Source organism: Paenarthrobacter sp. NPDC089322, from assembly GCF_040684895.1.
Lineage (GTDB): Bacteria > Actinomycetota > Actinomycetes > Actinomycetales > Micrococcaceae > Arthrobacter.
In genome coordinates, this window is record NZ_JBFBGW010000002.1 from 361,192 (window position 1) to 377,300 (window position 16,109).

General features: G+C 62.3%; 11 protein-coding genes and 1 tRNA gene. 3 read left to right on the plus strand and 9 right to left on the minus strand.

Annotation, left to right across the window (positions count from 1 at the left end):
- Window positions 1-2: 2 nt before the first annotated feature.
- Together AB0N65_RS03730 and ileS are read right to left on the minus strand one after the other, a co-directional pair.
- Window positions 3-1,364, minus strand: coding sequence for a folylpolyglutamate synthase/dihydrofolate synthase family protein (locus tag AB0N65_RS03730; RefSeq protein WP_364157845.1), 1,362 nt, complete (start codon window positions 1,362-1,364; stop codon window positions 3-5).
- A gap of 3 nt (window positions 1,365-1,367) precedes the next feature.
- Window positions 1,368-4,658, minus strand: a complete 3,291-nt coding sequence (gene ileS, locus AB0N65_RS03735) for an isoleucine--tRNA ligase (protein ID WP_364157847.1) — start codon at window positions 4,656-4,658, stop codon at window positions 1,368-1,370.
- Window positions 4,659-5,012: 354 nt separating this feature from the next.
- On the opposite strand from ileS, the gene AB0N65_RS03740 reads away from it, so the two are divergent.
- A complete protein-coding gene (locus tag AB0N65_RS03740) occupies window positions 5,013-6,044 on the plus strand; it encodes an endonuclease/exonuclease/phosphatase family protein (protein WP_364157850.1) in 1,032 nt (343 codons plus the stop codon).
- Between the two features lie 8 nt (window positions 6,045-6,052).
- Here AB0N65_RS03740 and AB0N65_RS03745 read toward each other — a convergent pair whose 3' ends face one another.
- Window positions 6,053-6,820, minus strand: a complete 768-nt coding sequence (locus tag AB0N65_RS03745; protein WP_364157853.1) for an SDR family oxidoreductase — start codon at window positions 6,818-6,820, stop codon at window positions 6,053-6,055.
- 72 nt (window positions 6,821-6,892) lie between these two features.
- Between AB0N65_RS03745 and valS the strand changes: the two genes are divergently transcribed.
- A complete protein-coding gene (gene valS / locus AB0N65_RS03750; RefSeq protein ID WP_364157855.1) occupies window positions 6,893-9,514 on the plus strand; it encodes a valine--tRNA ligase in 2,622 nt (873 codons plus the stop codon).
- A gap of 343 nt (window positions 9,515-9,857) precedes the next feature.
- Window positions 9,858-10,733, plus strand: coding sequence for a DNA-formamidopyrimidine glycosylase family protein (locus AB0N65_RS03755; RefSeq protein ID WP_364158014.1), 876 nt, complete (start codon window positions 9,858-9,860; stop codon window positions 10,731-10,733).
- Between the two features lie 43 nt (window positions 10,734-10,776).
- On the opposite strand, the gene AB0N65_RS03760 is transcribed toward AB0N65_RS03755, so the two are convergent.
- The 6 genes from AB0N65_RS03760 to AB0N65_RS03785 all read right to left on the minus strand — a co-directional run bounded on the left by AB0N65_RS03760 (window position 10,777) and on the right by AB0N65_RS03785 (window position 16,014).
- Entirely contained in the window at window positions 10,777-11,406 is a 630-nt protein-coding gene (locus AB0N65_RS03760; protein ID WP_364157858.1) for a DsbA family protein, read from the minus strand.
- 82 nt (window positions 11,407-11,488) lie between these two features.
- Entirely contained in the window at window positions 11,489-12,778 is a 1,290-nt protein-coding gene (clpX, locus tag AB0N65_RS03765) for an ATP-dependent Clp protease ATP-binding subunit ClpX (RefSeq protein ID WP_364157860.1), read from the minus strand.
- Window positions 12,779-12,960: 182 nt separating this feature from the next.
- The gene (locus tag AB0N65_RS03770; protein WP_364157862.1) at window positions 12,961-13,620 is read right to left on the minus strand and encodes an ATP-dependent Clp protease proteolytic subunit; all 660 of its coding nucleotides are present in this window, start codon (window positions 13,618-13,620) and stop codon (window positions 12,961-12,963) included.
- Window positions 13,621-13,658: 38 nt separating this feature from the next.
- Window positions 13,659-14,270, minus strand: coding sequence for an ATP-dependent Clp protease proteolytic subunit (locus tag AB0N65_RS03775; protein ID WP_315973345.1), 612 nt, complete (start codon window positions 14,268-14,270; stop codon window positions 13,659-13,661).
- A 216-nt stretch (window positions 14,271-14,486) separates the two neighbouring features.
- Window positions 14,487-15,869: a trigger factor gene (tig, locus tag AB0N65_RS03780; protein ID WP_364157864.1), complete on the minus strand. Its 1,383-nt coding sequence runs from the start codon at window positions 15,867-15,869 to the stop codon at window positions 14,487-14,489.
- A gap of 70 nt (window positions 15,870-15,939) precedes the next feature.
- Window positions 15,940-16,014: transfer RNA gene (locus AB0N65_RS03785), tRNA-Pro, on the minus strand.
- Between the last annotated feature and the right edge of the window lie 95 nt (window positions 16,015-16,109).

Sequence of the window (16,109 nt, forward strand, 5' to 3'; positions counted from 1 at the left end):
GGTCAAATACCGGCCTTTCCGAGCAGGATCCGGGCCTCGGCAACCACGGTAATGGAGCCGGTTACCAGCACACCGCCAGCGAGGTCCTCGTTGGACTCGGCACGCTCAACAGCCCATTCAAGGGCGTCGTCCAGCTTCTCAGCGATGTGGACGTTTTCCTCCCCGAACCCAAGGTCCACCGCCAGTTCGGCGAGTTCCGCAGCAGGTATTGCCCGGGGTGAATTGGACTGAGTGAAGCAAAATTCTTCGGCGAGGTCACCCAAGGACTCTTTGAGCGTCCTCAGGATCTCCTCGGCGTCTTTCTCCTGCAGGATACCGATGACCACCACCAGCTTGCTGAAGCTGAATGCCTCGTTGATGGCCTCCGCAGACACCCGGATGCCATCCGGGTTATGGGCAGCATCCACCACAATCGTGGGGGCAGTCCGCACTACCTCCAGACGACCCGGGGAGGTCACGGTACCGAGTGCCTCGCGCAGGACGTCTGCATCAAGCTCTTTCCCTCCCCCGCCAAAGAACGCCTCGAGCGCTGCGATTGCCACAGCGGCATTCTCCGCTTGGTGGGCACCATGCAAGGGCAGGAGCAGGTCTTCGTAGCGCCCGGCCAGGCCCTGGATGGTCAGCACCTGGCCGCCCACGGCCACACTCCGCGATTCGACTCCGAACTCGACACCTTCGAAACGGAAGGGTACGTCTACTTCCCGGGCCTTCTCCAAAAGCACCTGAGCCGCGTCAACAGGCTGGGCCGCACTGACCAGGAAGCCTCCCGGCTTGATGATCCCGGCTTTCTCGTAGGCGATGTCCTCTGTGGTATCGCCCAGCAGGTCCGTGTGGTCCAGCGAGATCGGAGTGATGACCGAGACCTGGCCATCGCCGACGTTGGTGGCATCGGTAATGCCGCCAAGGCCGACCTCGATCACCGCCACGTCCACCGGCTGGTCGGCAAAGATCGCGAAGCCGAGGATGGTGACGCACTCGAAGTAGGTGAGCCGCGGTTGGTTTTCCGCGAGAAGTTCGTTGTCCACGATCTCCAGGTATGGCCGGATCTCGTCCCAGATGCGAACGAATGTCTCGTCCGGCACAGGCTCACCGTTGATGCTGATGCGCTCGGTGACCTTGGACAGGTGCGGGCTCGTGTACCGCCCGGTGCTCAGCCCATGGGCGCGCAAACCTGCCTCGATCATGCGGGCCGTGGATGTCTTTCCGTTGGTTCCGGTGATATGGATGATCGGAAAAGCCTTGTTCGGTTCCCCCAGCACATCCATTGCGCGGAACAGCGGAGCCAGGCGCGGCTCCATCTTGTTTTCCGGCGCCCGGCCGAGGAGCTCGGCGTAGACGCTTTCCACCGAGAATTCGTCACTCATGGATCAGGCTCCTGCCTTGGCTACGGTGACCTGCGGTTCGTCGGCGCTTGACAGCAGAACCTCCAACTCCAGGGTCAAGGTCTCGGTCTTGACGAGTTCAGCATTGGCGTTCAAGGCATCCACGACGTCCTGTCCAGCCTCGACCGACGTGCGGATCCGGTCGCTGACGTTGAGCCCGGCGTCCTTTCGGGCCTGCTGGATGGCACGGACCATATCGCGGGCCAATCCCTCGGCTGCCAGTTCAGGGGTGACCTCGGTGTTGAGGACAACAAATCCGCCGCCGGGCAGTACGGCAGCCGCGGCGGCAGCACCGCCGTCGGCCGCTTCAGCCACGACTGTCTCCAAGGTGTATTCCTGGGGCTCAAGCTCAAGACCACCTGCCACAACGACGCCGGCATCATTTACCGACCAGTCACCGGACTTGGAACCCTTGATGGCCTGCTGGACGTTCTTGCCGAGGCGCGGACCGGCGGCGCGGGCGTTGACCACCAGCTTCTGCTGGATGCCGAACTCTTCCGGCGAAGCCGAGGCGGCGTCCAAGAGACGCACGGAGCGCAGGTTCAGTTCATCAGCGACGACGGCGGCAAAGCCTTCCAGCGCATCTGCCCCGGGTGCCACGACAGTCAGCTCCTGCAGCGGCAGGCGGACCCGGAGGTTGGCAGCCTTCCGCAGGCTGGAACCCGTGGAGCAGATCTGCTGGACACGGTCCATGGCCTCCACGAGTTCCGGGTTGGCCGGGAACAGGGAAGCCTCCGGCCACTCGGCCAAATGCACAGAACGGCCGCCCGTCAGGCCACGCCAGATTTCCTCGGTGACGAGTGGCAGCAGGGACGCAGATACACGGCATACAGCTTCCAAGGCTGTGTACAGGGCATCAAAGGCGTCCACGTTCTCGTCGAAGAAGCGCTGGCGGCTACGCCGGACGTACCAGTTGGTGAGCATGTCCAGGTAGCTGCGCAGTTCATCGCAGGCACCGGAGATGTCGTAGGTGTCCAGGCTCGCGGTGACGTTCCGGACAAGGTCCCCGGTGTTGGCCAGAAGGTACTGATCGAGGGTGTCCGCGTAGCCGTCGTACCGCAGCTTCGCGTCGTAGCCTTGACCGCCGTTCGCGGCGTTGGTGTAGAGCGTGAAGAAGCTGTACACGTTCCACAAGGGCAGGATGACCTGGCGGACACCGTCACGGATGCCCTGTTCGGTGACGACCAGGTTGCCACCGCGCAGGATCGGGCTGGACATGAGGAACCAGCGCATCGCGTCGGAGCCGTCACGGTCCAGGACCTCGGAAACGTCCGGGTAGTTCCGCAGGCTCTTGGACATCTTCTGCCCGTCGGAGCCCAGGACGATGCCGTGACTGATGACGTTGCGGAACGCGGGCCGGTCGAAGAGGGCCGTGGACAGGATGTGGAGCATGTAGAACCAGCCACGGGTCTGGCCGATGTACTCAACGATGAAGTCCGCCGGGTTGTGGGTGTCGAACCATTCCTCGTTCTGGAACGGGTAGTGGACCTGGCCATAAGGCATGGAACCGGAGTCGAACCATACATCCAGCACGTCTTCCACGCGGCGCATGGTGGACTGGCCCGTGGGGTCGTCCGGGTTGGGACGGGTCAATTCGTCGATGAACGGACGGTGCAGGTCCACCTGTCCCTCATTGTTGACGGGCAGGCGGCCGAAGTCGGCTTCGAGGTCAGCGAGGGAACCGTACACGTCCGTGCGCGGATACTCGGGGTTGTCGGACTGCCACACCGGGATGGGGGAACCCCAGTAGCGGTTACGGCTGATGGACCAGTCCCGGGCGTTCTCGAGCCACTTGCCGAACTGCCCGTCCTTGACGTTGCCGGGGATCCAGTTGATCTCCTGGTTCAGCTCGGACATGCGGTCCTTGAACTTGGTGACCTCAACGTACCAGGACGATACTGCACGGTAGATCAGCGGGTTGCGGCAACGCCAGCAATGCGGGTAGCTGTGCTCGTAGCTGGCCTGGCGAACCAGCCGGCCGTCGGCACGCAGGACCTGGGTGATGGGCTTGTTGGCATCAAAAACCTGCAAGCCGACAATGCCGGCCAGTTCGCCGTGCCCGAACAACGGGAGGAACCTGGCGCCCTCGTCGACGGACAGGACAACAGGGATGCCGGCGTCTTCACACACCTTCTGGTCATCTTCACCAAAGGCGGGGGCTTGGTGGACAATACCGGTGCCGTCGGTAGTAGTGACGTAGTCCGCCACCAGGATGCGCCAGGCATTCTGCGTTCCGTACTTTTCCGTGTCCGCGAAGTCTTTCCACAGCGGCTCGTACTCCAAGCCTGCGAGCTCGGAGCCCGCGAAAGTGGAGGTGACGGCGGCAGCGGCGGCAGCAGCGTCGTCGTACCCCAAATCCTTGGCGTAGGAGGCCACAAGGTCAGCTGCGAGCAGGAAGCTGCCGGCAACCGGCGCGTCCGCGGAAGCGGCTTTGATACCGTTCGGACCAGCCGGCAGGACGGCATAAGAGATGTCCGGCCCCACGGCGAGCGCAAGGTTGGTGGGCAGGGTCCAGGGCGTGGTGGTCCAGGCGAGTGCCTGGACGCCTGCGAGCGCCTTGGAAATCTCGGAGCTTCCGGCCTTGATGGGGAACGTAACGGTGACGGTCTGGTCCTGGCGGTTTTTGTAGACGTCGTCGTCCATGCGGAGTTCGTGGTTGGAGAGCGGTGTCTCGTCCTTCCAGCAATACGGGAGGACGCGGTAGCCGTTGTAGGTCAGGCCTTTTTCGTGGAGCTGCTTGAAAGCCCAGAGGACCGACTCCATGTACTCGACGTTGAGGGTCTTGTAGTCGTTGTCGAAGTCCACCCAGCGGGCCTGGCGGGTGACGTACGCCTTCCATTCGTTGGCGTACTTCATGACGGAGGCACGGCAGGCGTCGTTGAATTTGTCGATGCCCATGGCTTCGATCTGGGTCTTGTCAGTCATGCCCAGTTGCTTCATGGCTTCGAGCTCTGCGGGGAGGCCGTGGGTGTCCCAGCCGAAGCGGCGTTCGACGCGCTTGCCGCGCTGGGTCTGGTAGCGGCCTACAAGGTCCTTGGCGTAGCCGGTGAGGAGGTGGCCGTAGTGCGGGAGTCCGTTGGCGAAGGGAGGGCCATCGTAAAAGACGAATTCGTTGCTGCCGTCATGGCCGGCTTCGCGCTGGTCGATGCTCGCCTGGAAGGTTCCGTCTTCGTCCCAGTACTTGAGGATGCGCTCTTCGATTTCCGGGAACTTCACGGAAGCGGACACGCCATGGGTGCCGGAAGGCGATGCTGAGGCCTTGGGGTAGTGGGTCATCTCATATCCTGGTGATAGCTGGTTGACTGTCAGGATGCGAGGACGGCTCCTGTGCCGCCTTGCGGCGACACGGGTACCGCGGTACCACCTCACTTACCGGCTCACGAAGATCCGGCCTCTCATTAACTGCTGTGACGGGCTTACCCGTCCGGTTCTACTGGGCCGTGTTTCCTTTGGGGTGTCCCGCTGGTGGGTGTCCCGCTGGGTCCAGGGCTGTTCTTCCGGAAACTCACCGGTGATGGCCGGGTCGATGCTGGTTCCCCAAGTCTAGCCGCAGCTTTGCTTCCTGCTCCACCTGCAGGTTCATCCTTAGGGTGGACGGGCAGCGCAGGAGGGCCTGAATAGACTCGGGCCATGAGCAAACCCGTTCCCGCCGCTCCGGCCGGCCGCCCCGTACGACGCCGCGCGTCGCCTGTTTGGTCTGTCCTGGCCTTGCTTGTGGCGCTGCCGGTGGCCGGGTTTTCGATGTTCAGGGCCATACCCGTTGAGTGGCCGTTGATTGTGGTCCAGTTGGTGTCGTTTACTCCGTGGCTCGTGGTGCCGGCTGCTGTGGCCTTTGTTCTTGCGCTGACGGGTCGGCGGCCGTTCCCGGCCATCGCGACGGCGGCCCTGCTGGCTGTGCAGTTGTTCTGGCTGTTTCCGCTGGACTACGGCCGTCCGGCTGCTTTGCGTGCCGATGCTCCCCCACCGGTACCGGTGAAAGTCATGACGTTGAATGCAGAGTTTGGCGAGGCCGATGCCGGCGATATTGTGCGGCTCGTCCGGGAGAACGACGTGGACGTACTGACCATTCAGGAGCACACCCAGGGTTTGGAGGACCGGCTGGGTGCCGCCGGGCTTTCCGGGATTCTTCCGGAGCTGTTGAGTGATCCCAACGACGACGCGTCAGGCAGTGCGCTTTATTCCAAGTTCCCGCTAGAGGCAGTAGGCCAGCTGCCGGACACTCCGTTTCGTATGCCGGTGGTCCGCGTTGCCGTCGGTTCATCCAGCGCCAAAGCAGTGCTGACGGTGACCAGCATTCATGCCCTGCCGCCTGTTGACGAAAGGATTGAGCAGTGGCGCAGCGACCTGGCTGCCATTGGGCTTCAGGCTTCCCGGCCCGGCCACCAGCTGCTGATGGGCGACTACAACGCAACGTACGATCACGCAGAGTTCCGGCAACTGCTGGACGGCGGGACGGACGGCGGGAAGCTGGTGGACGTGGGCGTCGCTTCAGGCGGCAGGCTCCAACCGACGTGGCCGATGGAGGGGCCGGCGCTTCCGGGAATCGTCATCGACCATGTGGTGACGAGCCCGCTGGTCGGCAGCACCGGTTACTCCGTCCACCGCGTGCCCGGGACGGATCATGCTGCCATCGTGGCAACGCTGACCGTCCCGGTCTCGTAGGTATCGGCTCAGCCTTCCTTGCGGATGAGCTTGTGGTTGGCAGCCTGGGCTACGGGCCTGATGGTGATGTGGTCAAGGTTGATGTGGTGGGGCAGGGAGACCGCGTACTTCACAACGTCCGCCACGTCCTGCGCTGTCAAAGGCTTTTCGACACCTGCGTAGACCTTGGCTGCGGCGTCCTTGTCGCCCAGGCGGTTGAGGGCGAACTCCTCGGTGTGGACGAGCCCGGGAGCGACCTCGATCACCCGGATGTTGTTTCCTACCTCTTCGAGCCGGAGCGCATTGGTCACGGCGTGCTGGGCGAACTTGGCGGCGTTGTAGCCGCCACCACCTTCGTACGCAGCCAGGCCCGCAGTGGAGGTCAGGTTAAGGACCGTTCCTTCGCCATTGGCCCGAAGCATCGGCAGGAAAGCGCGCGTGATTTTCATGGTGCCCAGGACGTTGACCTGGTACATCCAGTCCCAGTCTTCCGTGTTGGCGTTGCCGATGGTATCCGCACCGCGGGCGCCGCCGGCGATGTTGATGAGGGTATCGGCTCCCCCGTCCCGGGTGACGGCTGCCAGCAAGGCCGTGACGTCGTCGTCCACTGTGATGTCAGCCGCGAACGGGATGGCGCCGGTTTGCGCGCCGAGGGCTTCAAGCCTGTCTGCCCGACGAGCCACCGCGTAGACCTTCCAACCACTTGCTGTAAGCGCCCGCACTGTCGCATCGCCGATGCCCGTGCTCGCGCCCGTCACTACTGCCGTTTTGTTCTGCGTCTCTTCTGCGGAAGTCATGGCACCACACTATAGAGGGCCGGACCCTGGCCGAAGGCGGCCTGTAACTGCAGGCCATGAAACAATTGGTCCATGGCTGAATCAACGCAGGGTACAGACACGCCCGCCACCGCCCCCATTAACGTTCCCGACAAGCCGGCCCTCGAAGGCCTCGAAGTTGCCTTGACGCAGCGCTGGCTTGAGGAGGGAACCTACAAGTTCAACCCGGACACCACCCGGGAGCAGGTCTACTCGATCGACACTCCCCCGCCGACCGCGTCCGGCTCGCTCCATGTCGGCCACATGTTCTCTTTCACCCAGACCGACGTGCAGGCGCGCTACATGCGGATGACCGGAAAGAACGTCTTCTACCCCATGGGTTGGGACGACAACGGCCTGCCCACCGAGCGCCGCGTCCAGAACTACTACGGTGTGCGTTGCGATCCCGCCATCCCCTACAACGCTGACTACCGCCCGCCCGCACAGCCGGCCAAGAACCAGCGCGATTTCGACGTCGTTTCCCGCCAGAACTTCATCGAACTGTGCGAGGAACTCGCGGTTGAGGACGAAAAAGTCTTCGAGAACCTGTTCCAAACCCTCGGCCTGTCCGTGGACTGGGACCTGACCTACCGCACCATCGACGACACCTCGCGTGCCGTATCCCAGCGCGCCTTCCTGGCAAACCTCGCGGCCGGCGACGCCTACATGGCCGAGGCTCCCACACTGTGGGACGTTACGTTCCGCACCGCCGTCGCGCAGGCCGAACTGGAGGACCGCGAGGTCCCCGGCGCCTACTACCGCTACCCCTTCTTCACCGAAGACGGTGAAAAGATCTTCATCGAGACGACCCGTCCGGAACTGCTTGCTGCCTGCGCAGCTTTGGTGGCAAACCCCGACGACGAACGGTACCAGCCGCTGTTCGGCAAGACCGTGAAGTCCCCGCTGTTCGAGGTGGAGCTGGAAGTCAAGGCACACCCCCTCGCCAAGGCGGACAAGGGTTCCGGCATCGCCATGGTCTGTACGTTCGGTGACCTCACCGACGTCACATGGTGGCGCGAGCTGCAGCTGCCGACGCGGGCCATCATGGGCCGCGACGGCCGCATCATTGCCGAGACTCCCGACTGGATCACCACTGAAGCCGGCAAGGAAGCCTATGCGGCCATCGCCGGGAAGACTGCCTTCTCCGCGAAGGAAGCAGTGGTGGAACTCCTCAGCGCAGCGGACCTGCTGGATGGTGAACCCAAGAAGATTACGCACCCCGTGAACTTCTTCGAGAAGGGCGACAAGCCCCTCGAGGTTGTGACCTCCCGGCAGTGGTACATCCGCAACGGTGGCCGTGACGAGGACCGCCGCGAACGGTTGATCGGCCGGGGCCAGGAAATCAACTTCCACCCGTCCTTCATGCGCTCCCGCTACGAGAACTGGATCGCCGGCCTGAACGGCGACTGGCTGGTATCCCGCCAGCGGTTCTTTGGCGTGCCCATTCCCGTCTGGTACCCGTTGGACGCCCAAGGCAATCCGGATTACGACCACCCCATCCTTCCGTCCGACGATATGCTCCCCGTTGATCCAGCCGCCGACGCTGCCCCCGGCTTCGATGAAGCACAGCGCGACCAGCCCAACGGGTTCACTGGCGACGCCGATGTCCTGGACACCTGGGCAACGTCCTCCCTGACGCCGCAAATCGTGGGCGGGTGGAGCCGCGACGAGGAACTGTTCTCGAAGGTCTACCCGTTCGACCTCCGGCCGCAGGGCCACGACATCATCCGTACCTGGCTGTTCTCCTCGGCCGTGCGTGCCGATGCACTGCAAAAGAGCGCGCCGTGGAAGCACGCCGCAATCTCCGGTTGGATCCTGGACCCCGACCGAAAGAAGATGTCCAAGTCCAAGGGCAACGTCGTGGTCCCTACGGACGTGCTGAACGAGTATGGTTCAGACGCCGTGCGCTATTGGGCGGCTTCGGCCAGGCTTGGCGCGGACACCGCCTACGAAATCGCGCAGATGAAGATCGGACGCCGCCTCGCGATCAAGCTTTTGAACGCTTCCAAGTTCGTGTTGAATCTGGGCGCTACCGAGAATTCGGTGGTTTCCACGGACCTCTCGGGCCTGACGAACCCGTTGGACCGTGCCCTGCTGGCGCAGCTTTCGGAGGTCGTTGCACAGTCCACCAAGGCGTTCGACAACTACGACTACGCCCGGGCGCTCCAGATCACCGAGTCATTCTTCTGGCAATTCACGGACGACTACGTCGAGCTCATCAAGGACCGCGCCTACGGCGCCGCCGGGGAGGCTGAACAAACATCCGTCCTGGCCGCCCTGGCCACAACGCTGGATGCGCTCCTGCGCCTGTTCGCCCCCTTCCTCCCCTTCGCCACGGAAGAGGTATGGAGCTGGTGGCGGGCAGGCTCGGTTCACCGTGCCGATTGGCCGGCAGCCCTGGAGATCGCCGACGGCGACACGACGATGCTGGGCACAGTGGGCGTCGCCCTCAGCGGCATCCGTAAAGCCAAGTCCGAGGCCAAGGTCAAGCAACGGACCGAGGTGCTCTCAGCCTCCATCACGGCCACCGAGGTGCTCGTTGCCCAACTGAAGGCCGGCCTTAACGACCTGAAGGCGGCAGCCAATGCCCAGGAGATCACCCTTCAGTCGGGTGAGGGTGAACTGACTGTGAGCGACGTCGTCCTGGCGCCGGCCGAGGAATCGCCCGCGCCATAGCCCTTGTGGGAGGTCGCAGCCCCTTGAGGGCAAAGGGGAAGCCCCATCAGCGTTTTGCCGTTGGTGGGGCTTCGACTTTTCGGCTGTCTGGTGACGTCTTGACAGTCTGGCGGAATCCTTGGAGTTTCAGGTCTTCCTACCTCGTCACTGGTAGCCTGCTTCCGGCTTTGCCAAAGGCTGCGTCGGTTGCATATCACTGAATCTTTGGTTTCCGTGTCCCTCTTCTTTCGAAGTGGGTAAGAACCATTGTTGTCCCGCTTCGGCAGATGCACAAGGCCTTCGGAGGAACTACAAACTTGTAGTTCGCAGAGCCTTTTTGTGCGTCTTATGGCAGAGTATGACCATGCCCGAACTCCCCGAGGTGCACGGGCTGTGCATCTATTTGGATACCCAACTTCGCGGGGCTGTGCTGACCGAAGTCCGCATCAACTCCATTGCGGCTCTGAAAACGGCTGACCCGCCCTTTACCGACCTCGAAGGCCGGACGATCCGTTCCGCACGGCGATTCGGCAAGTTTGTGTGTCTTGACGCCGACGGCTTGTACTTCGTGTTCCACCTCGCCAAGGCCGGATGGGTCCGCTACACCGAGCATCCGTCTGCGGCAGGGTTACGGATGGGCAAGAGCAATATCGCCGCACGGCTTCTTCTGCACCGGCCCAGCGACGACGCCCACATCGGTTTGGATCTAACGGAAGCCGGAACAAAGAAAAGCCTGGCCATCTATGTCGTCCGGGATCCGCAGGACGTTGCGGGCATCGCAACCCTCGGACCGGAACCATTGAGCCCGGACTTCGATCTTGAGGCATTGGCCGGCATCGTCCGCGCAAGCCCCCAACAGATCAAGGGCCTCCTCCGCAGCCAAAGCGTCATCGCCGGAATTGGCAACGCCTATAGCGACGAAATCCTCCACGCAGCCCGCATCTCCCCCTTCGCCATCGCCAAATCGCTGGACAAAGAAGCAATCGCGCGGCTCTATGAGGCGATGCAGGAAGTGCTGGTAAATGCCGTGGTGGCTGCTGCCGGCAAACCGTCCAGCGAGCTGAAAGATACGAAGCGCAGCAATTTCAGGGTCCACGCAAGGACCGGCCAAGCCTGCCCGGTGTGCGGAGACACGGTCCGCGAGGTGTCATTCGCAGACACGTCCCTGCAGTACTGCCCGACGTGCCAGACCAACGGCAAGATCCTCGCAGACCGACGGACGTCCCGGTTCCTCAAGTAAGGGATTTCCTCAAATAACCGGGAACTGTCCGTCGCCCGGTCGGCTAGTTGAATTCCGGGCGTTCCGTGCGGCTGCGCTTGAGTTCGAAGAAGTGCGGATACTCCGCCAGCGCCACGGTTGCATCCCAGATCTTTCCGGCTTCCTCGCCACGCGGAACGCGCGTGAGCACCGGGCCGAAGAAGGCCGTGCCGTTGAAGGCAACCACCGGCGTTCCTACGTCCTGGCCAACAAGCGAGATGCCGGCCTCGTGGCTCGCACGCAGCTGGGCATCGTACTCCTCCGAGTCGGCAAAGCGTGCCAGCTCGGCAGGGAGGCCTACCTCGGCGAGTGCCTTCTGGATAACGGAAGGGCGGTCCTTGTTGCCCTCGTGATGGATTTGCTCCCCCATGGCGTCGTACAGCGGCTTGACGTAGCTGCTGCCGTGCAGTTCCTGCGCGGCGATGATGACGCGTACGGGTCCCCAGCTCTCGGCCATCAATGCCTGATACTCCTCGGGCAACTCCCGTCCCTCGTTGAGGACGGAAAGGCTCATGACGTGCCACTCGGTTTCGATGCCGCGGACTTGCTCGACTTCGCCGATCCAGCGGGACGTGATCCAGGCGAACGGGCAAGCGGGATCGAACCAGAAATCGGCCTTGTTTACGGTCTGATCGGGTGCAGTCTGTTCGGACACGGGAAACTCCTCGCCAAGGGTGGGAAAACGGGCACGTACCAGCGGCAAGCAGTGAACCGCCGTTGCTTAGGCCAACAGGGGGCTAGGCCGACTTATTCCGGCGTTTCGCCACGACGTCATGGGCAATCATGGTGGGCTGAGCCTTCTTAGCCACCACATCAGCCGTAATGACGACGGTCGCGATGTCATCCCTGCTGGGGAGATCGAACATGACGGGCAGCAGCACTTCTTCCATGATGGCCCTCAGGCCACGCGCTCCGGTGCCCCTCTCAAGGGCCTGGTCGGCGATTGCATCCAAGGCGTCGTCATCGAATTGGAGGTCGACGCCATCCAGCTGGAACATCTTCTGGTACTGCTTGACCAGCGCGTTCTTGGGAGTCGACAAGATCTGGATGAGGGCAGGACGGTCCAGGTTCGAGACGGTGGTGATAACGGGCAGGCGCCCGATGAACTCCGGGATGAGGCCGAACTTGAGCAAGTCCTCAGGCATGACTTCCCCATAGGTGTCCACGTTGTCACGGACTTCATTCAGCTGCGCACCAAAGCCGATGCCCTTTCGTCCGGAGCGCGAACCGATAATGTCCTCGAGCCCAGCGAAAGCGCCGGCCACGATGAAGAGGACATTGGTGGTGTCGATCTGGATGAATTCCTGATGCGGGTGCTTCCGCCCTCCCTGCGGCGGCACGGAAGCGACGGTCCCTTCCAGGATCTTCAGGAGTGCCTGCTGCACGCCCTCGCCGGAAACGTCCCGGGTAATCGAAGGATTTTCACTCTTCCGGGAGATTTTGTCGATTTCGTCGATGTAGATGATGCCCTGTTCGGCCTTCTTTACGTCGTAATCGGCAGCTTGGATGAGCTTCAGGAGGATGTTCTCTACGTCCTCACCCACATAACCGGCTTCGGTGAGCGCCGTAGCATCGGCAACTGCGAACGGAACGTTGAGTCGCCGGGCCAGAGTCTGCGCCAGATAAGTTTTGCCACAGCCCGTGGGGCCGATAAGCAGGATGTTCGATTTGGCGATCTCCACATCCTCGTGGTGCGCTCCTTCGCCAAGGCTTCCGCTCTTGGGAGCGTGGCCGGCCTGGATGCGCTTGTAATGGTTGTAGACCGCTACCGCCAGCGACCGCTTTGCGGGTTCCTGCCCGATGACGTATTCCTGCAGGAAATCGAAGATCTCGCGCGGTTTGGGCAGTTCGAAACTGCCAAGATCGGAAACTTCCGCGAGCTCTTCTTCGATGATCTCGTTACAAAGCTCGATGCACTCGTCGCAAATGTACACGCCGGGCCCGGCAATCAGCTTCCGTACCTGCTTCTGGCTCTTTCCACAGAAAGAACACTTCAGCAGGTCCGTGCTCTCGCCAATCCGAGCCATGTGGAAATCCCTTCGTTGCATGCGGGTGATGCGGCTCCGCGCCGTACTCAAGTGTGCGGCTTCGCCGCGGTTGGCACCACCGTGACAACTTCCACTCTAGGTCACAATGGGCTTCTTGGGCGGAAACAGAACGCCGGTGCGGTCCATATTTCTCGAACCGCACCGGCGTCGACTTCCGGATGCTACCTGGCGATCGCCTGGGGCTTGATCTTCCGGGAGTCCAGTACCTGGTCGATCAAACCATAGCTCTGGGCCTCGGCAGCGGTAAGGATCTTGTCGCGCTCGATGTCATTGTTGACCTGCTCGGACGTGCGTCCCGAGTGGTGCGCCAGCGTGTCCTCGAGCCACGTGCGCATGCGCATCACTTCGGCTGCCTGGATCTCCAAGTCGGATGCCTGGCCGCCCTGGCCGCCCGACAAGGCCGGCTGGTGGATCAGGACACGGGCGTTCGGGAGGGCGAGGCGCTTGCCCGGCGTTCCCGCTGCGAGCAGGACCGCCGCCGCGCTGGCCGCCTGGCCAAGGCACACCGTCTGGATCTCGGGACGGATGTACTGCATGGTGTCGTAAATGGCCGTCATCGCCGTGAACGAGCCGCCCGGCGAGTTGATGTACAGGGTGATGTCGCGGTCGGGATCCGTCGACTCAAGGACCAGCAGCTGGGCCATGATGTCATCAGCTGATGCATCGTCCACCTGGACGCCGAGGAAGATGATGCGGTCCTCGAACAGCTTGGTGTACGGGTCCTGGCGCTTGAAGCCATACGGCGTGCGCTCTTCGAACTGGGGCAGGACGTAACGGCTGGACGGGAGGTTACCGGCAGACCATCCGAAGTTGTAGTTCATTTTCATTGCTCCTGGGTTTCAGTGGTTCTTGGTGCCGGCTAGTTTTCTGAGTTCGACTGGTTGGCCGTTCCGCCGCCACCGGCTACGGAGCCGGCATGTGCCGAAATTTTGTCGAAGAAGCCGTATTCCAGGGCTTCGGTGGCCGTGAACCACTTGTCGCGATCGTTGTCCTTGAGGATGGTTTCCACGGTCTGTCCAGTCTGCTCGGCCGTGAGCTCCGCCATGACCTTCTTCATGTGCAGAATCAGTTCCGCCTGGATCTTGATGTCCGACGCCGTACCGCCGATGCCACCCGAGGGCTGGTGCATGAGGATGCGCGCGTTGGGTGTTGCGTAGCGCTTGCCCTTGGTCCCGGAGGAAAGGAGGAACTGGCCCATGGAGGCCGCCAGGCCGGTGGCTACGGTCACGACGTCGTTCGGGATGAACTGCATGGTGTCGTAGATTGCCATGCCGGCGGTCACGGACCCGCCAGGGGAGTTGATGTAAAGGTAGATGTCCTTCTCGGGGTCTTCGGCCGAGAGGAGAAGCAGCTGCGAGCAGATGGCGTTGGCATTCTCGTCACGGACTTCAGAGCCGAGCCAGATGATGCGCTCTTTCAGCAGACGGTTGTAGATGTAGTTGTCCTGGGCTGCGGGATCGACAGTTGCCATCCGGGGAGCCTCTGATTGCTGTGACATAAGTGCTTACCTCTCGCTGGTGCCAGTGACCTCACTGAACTTCACTACTTGGACACTAACCGTTTTCACAGGCGTTTTGTTCGCCGGAATCGCACTGTTCGCTGACGGCGCACGATTGGACGGATGCGTTTGAGTGGTTAAAGAAAACCGACCCCGGATCAAGGAATCCGGGGTCGGTTAACGCTTTGGCTAGAACTTCACTGCCGCGGGGTCATCGCTGGCGACAGCCGGTGCTTCGTCCTCGGCCTCGACTGCAGCAGCGTCGTCGGCGGCGGCTTCGCCTGCGGGGCGGACAAAGTCAGTCAGGTCAACCTTGTTGCCCTCGGTGTCGACAACCTCAGCCTGGCCCAGCACAACGGCAAGGGCCTTGCGGCGGCGGACTTCGGAAACCATCATGGGGACCTGGCCGCTCTGATCGATGATCTGCGCGAACTGGTTCGGGTCCATGCCGTACTGGCTTGCCGTCGTGACGATGTAGTCGATCAGCTCGTTCTGGCTGACGTTTACTTCTTCCTTATCCGCGATGGCGTCAAGGATTACTTCGTTCTGGAAGGCGCGCTCGGTGTTGGCCTTGACCTCTGCGCGGTGCTCTTCGGTGTCGTGGTCGCCTTCGCCGTGGGCGTTCTCCTGGTTGAAGTGCGCTTCGATCTGCTCCTCGACGACGGAAGCCGGGACGGGCACCTCAACGAGCTCAACGAGCTTGTCCAGGACCTTGTCGCGGGCTTCGACGCCCTGTCCCACAACCTTGGAGTCGGCAGCCTGCTTGGCGAGGTCCTCACGGAGCTCGGCGAGGGTGTCGAACTCGGAAGCAAGCTGGGCAAAGTCGTCGTTGGCTTCGGGGAGTTCGCGCTCCTTGACGGCCTTGACAACAACCTTCACCTGGGCAGCCTCGCCGGCGTGGTCGCCACCGACCAGCGTGGTGTCGAAGATCGCTTCTTCATCGGCGGACAAACCGGTTACGGCTTCGTCGAGGCCTTCGAGCATGGTGCCTGCACCGACCTGGTAGGACAGGCCGGAAGCGGAGTCGATCTCTTCGCCGTCGATCGTGGCGGTGATGTCGATCGTGAGGAAGTCGTCGTTCTCCGCCGGACGGTCAACGGACTTCAGGGTTCCGAAACGTCCGCGGAGCTCGTCAAGGGCCTTGTCGACGTCGTCGTCGGAGGACTCGGCAGCCGCGACCTCAACCTTGATGCCTGCGTAGTCAGGCAGTTCGATCTCGGGACGGACGTCAACCTCAACCTGGAACTTGAGTTCGCCGTCGGTCGCGGACGGATCCGGAACCTCGGTGATTTCAACTTCAGGGCGGCTCAGGGGACGGACGCCGGTTTCCTGGACTGCCGCCTGGTACCAACCGTTGAGGCCGTCGTTGATGGCGGTCTCCAGGACGTAGCCGCGGCCAACGCGCTGGTCGATCAGCTTGGAGGGAACCTTGCCCTTGCGGAATCCGGGAACCTGGATCTGCGAAGCAACGGTCTTGTAAGCGGCATCGATGCTCGGCTTCAGTTCCTCAAAGGGAACCTCAACGTTGAGCTTGACCCGCGTGGCGGTGAGGTTCTCGACAGCGCTCTTCACAGTCTAAGTACTCCTGATTTTGTGGGTATGGGGTTCTGTCGTGCCCCTGAAGCGAACACGAAACACAGAGTCGGGGTGACAGGATTTGAACCTGCGACTTCCTGCTCCCAAAGCAGGCGCTCTAGCCAAGCTGAGCTACACCCCGAATGCACAGGACAGTCTACGGGCAAGCGGGGCCGGAATGCACATTTGACACCGCCGCCGGAATTAGGTTTAGTTGTACCCGGCTTCAACAGCCGC

Bases quoted from the DNA above. Each gene is read 5' to 3' on its own strand.
- AB0N65_RS03730 (WP_364157845.1), bottom strand. From the start codon at position 1,364: ATGAGTGACGAATTCTCGGTGGAAAGCGTCTACGCCGAGCTCCTCGGC.
- ileS (WP_364157847.1), bottom strand. From the start codon at position 4,658: ATGACCCACTACCCCAAGGCCTCAGCATCGCCTTCCGGCACCCATGGC.
- AB0N65_RS03740 (WP_364157850.1), top strand. From the start codon at position 5,013: ATGAGCAAACCCGTTCCCGCCGCTCCGGCCGGCCGCCCCGTACGACGC.
- AB0N65_RS03745 (WP_364157853.1), bottom strand. From the start codon at position 6,820: ATGACTTCCGCAGAAGAGACGCAGAACAAAACGGCAGTAGTGACGGGC.
- valS (WP_364157855.1), top strand. From the start codon at position 6,893: ATGGCTGAATCAACGCAGGGTACAGACACGCCCGCCACCGCCCCCATT.
- AB0N65_RS03755 (WP_364158014.1), top strand. From the start codon at position 9,858: ATGCCCGAACTCCCCGAGGTGCACGGGCTGTGCATCTATTTGGATACC.
- clpX (WP_364157860.1), bottom strand. From the start codon at position 12,778: ATGGCTCGGATTGGCGAGAGCACGGACCTGCTGAAGTGTTCTTTCTGT.
- AB0N65_RS03770 (WP_364157862.1), bottom strand. From the start codon at position 13,620: ATGAACTACAACTTCGGATGGTCTGCCGGTAACCTCCCGTCCAGCCGT.
- AB0N65_RS03775 (WP_315973345.1), bottom strand. From the start codon at position 14,270: ATGGCAACTGTCGATCCCGCAGCCCAGGACAACTACATCTACAACCGT.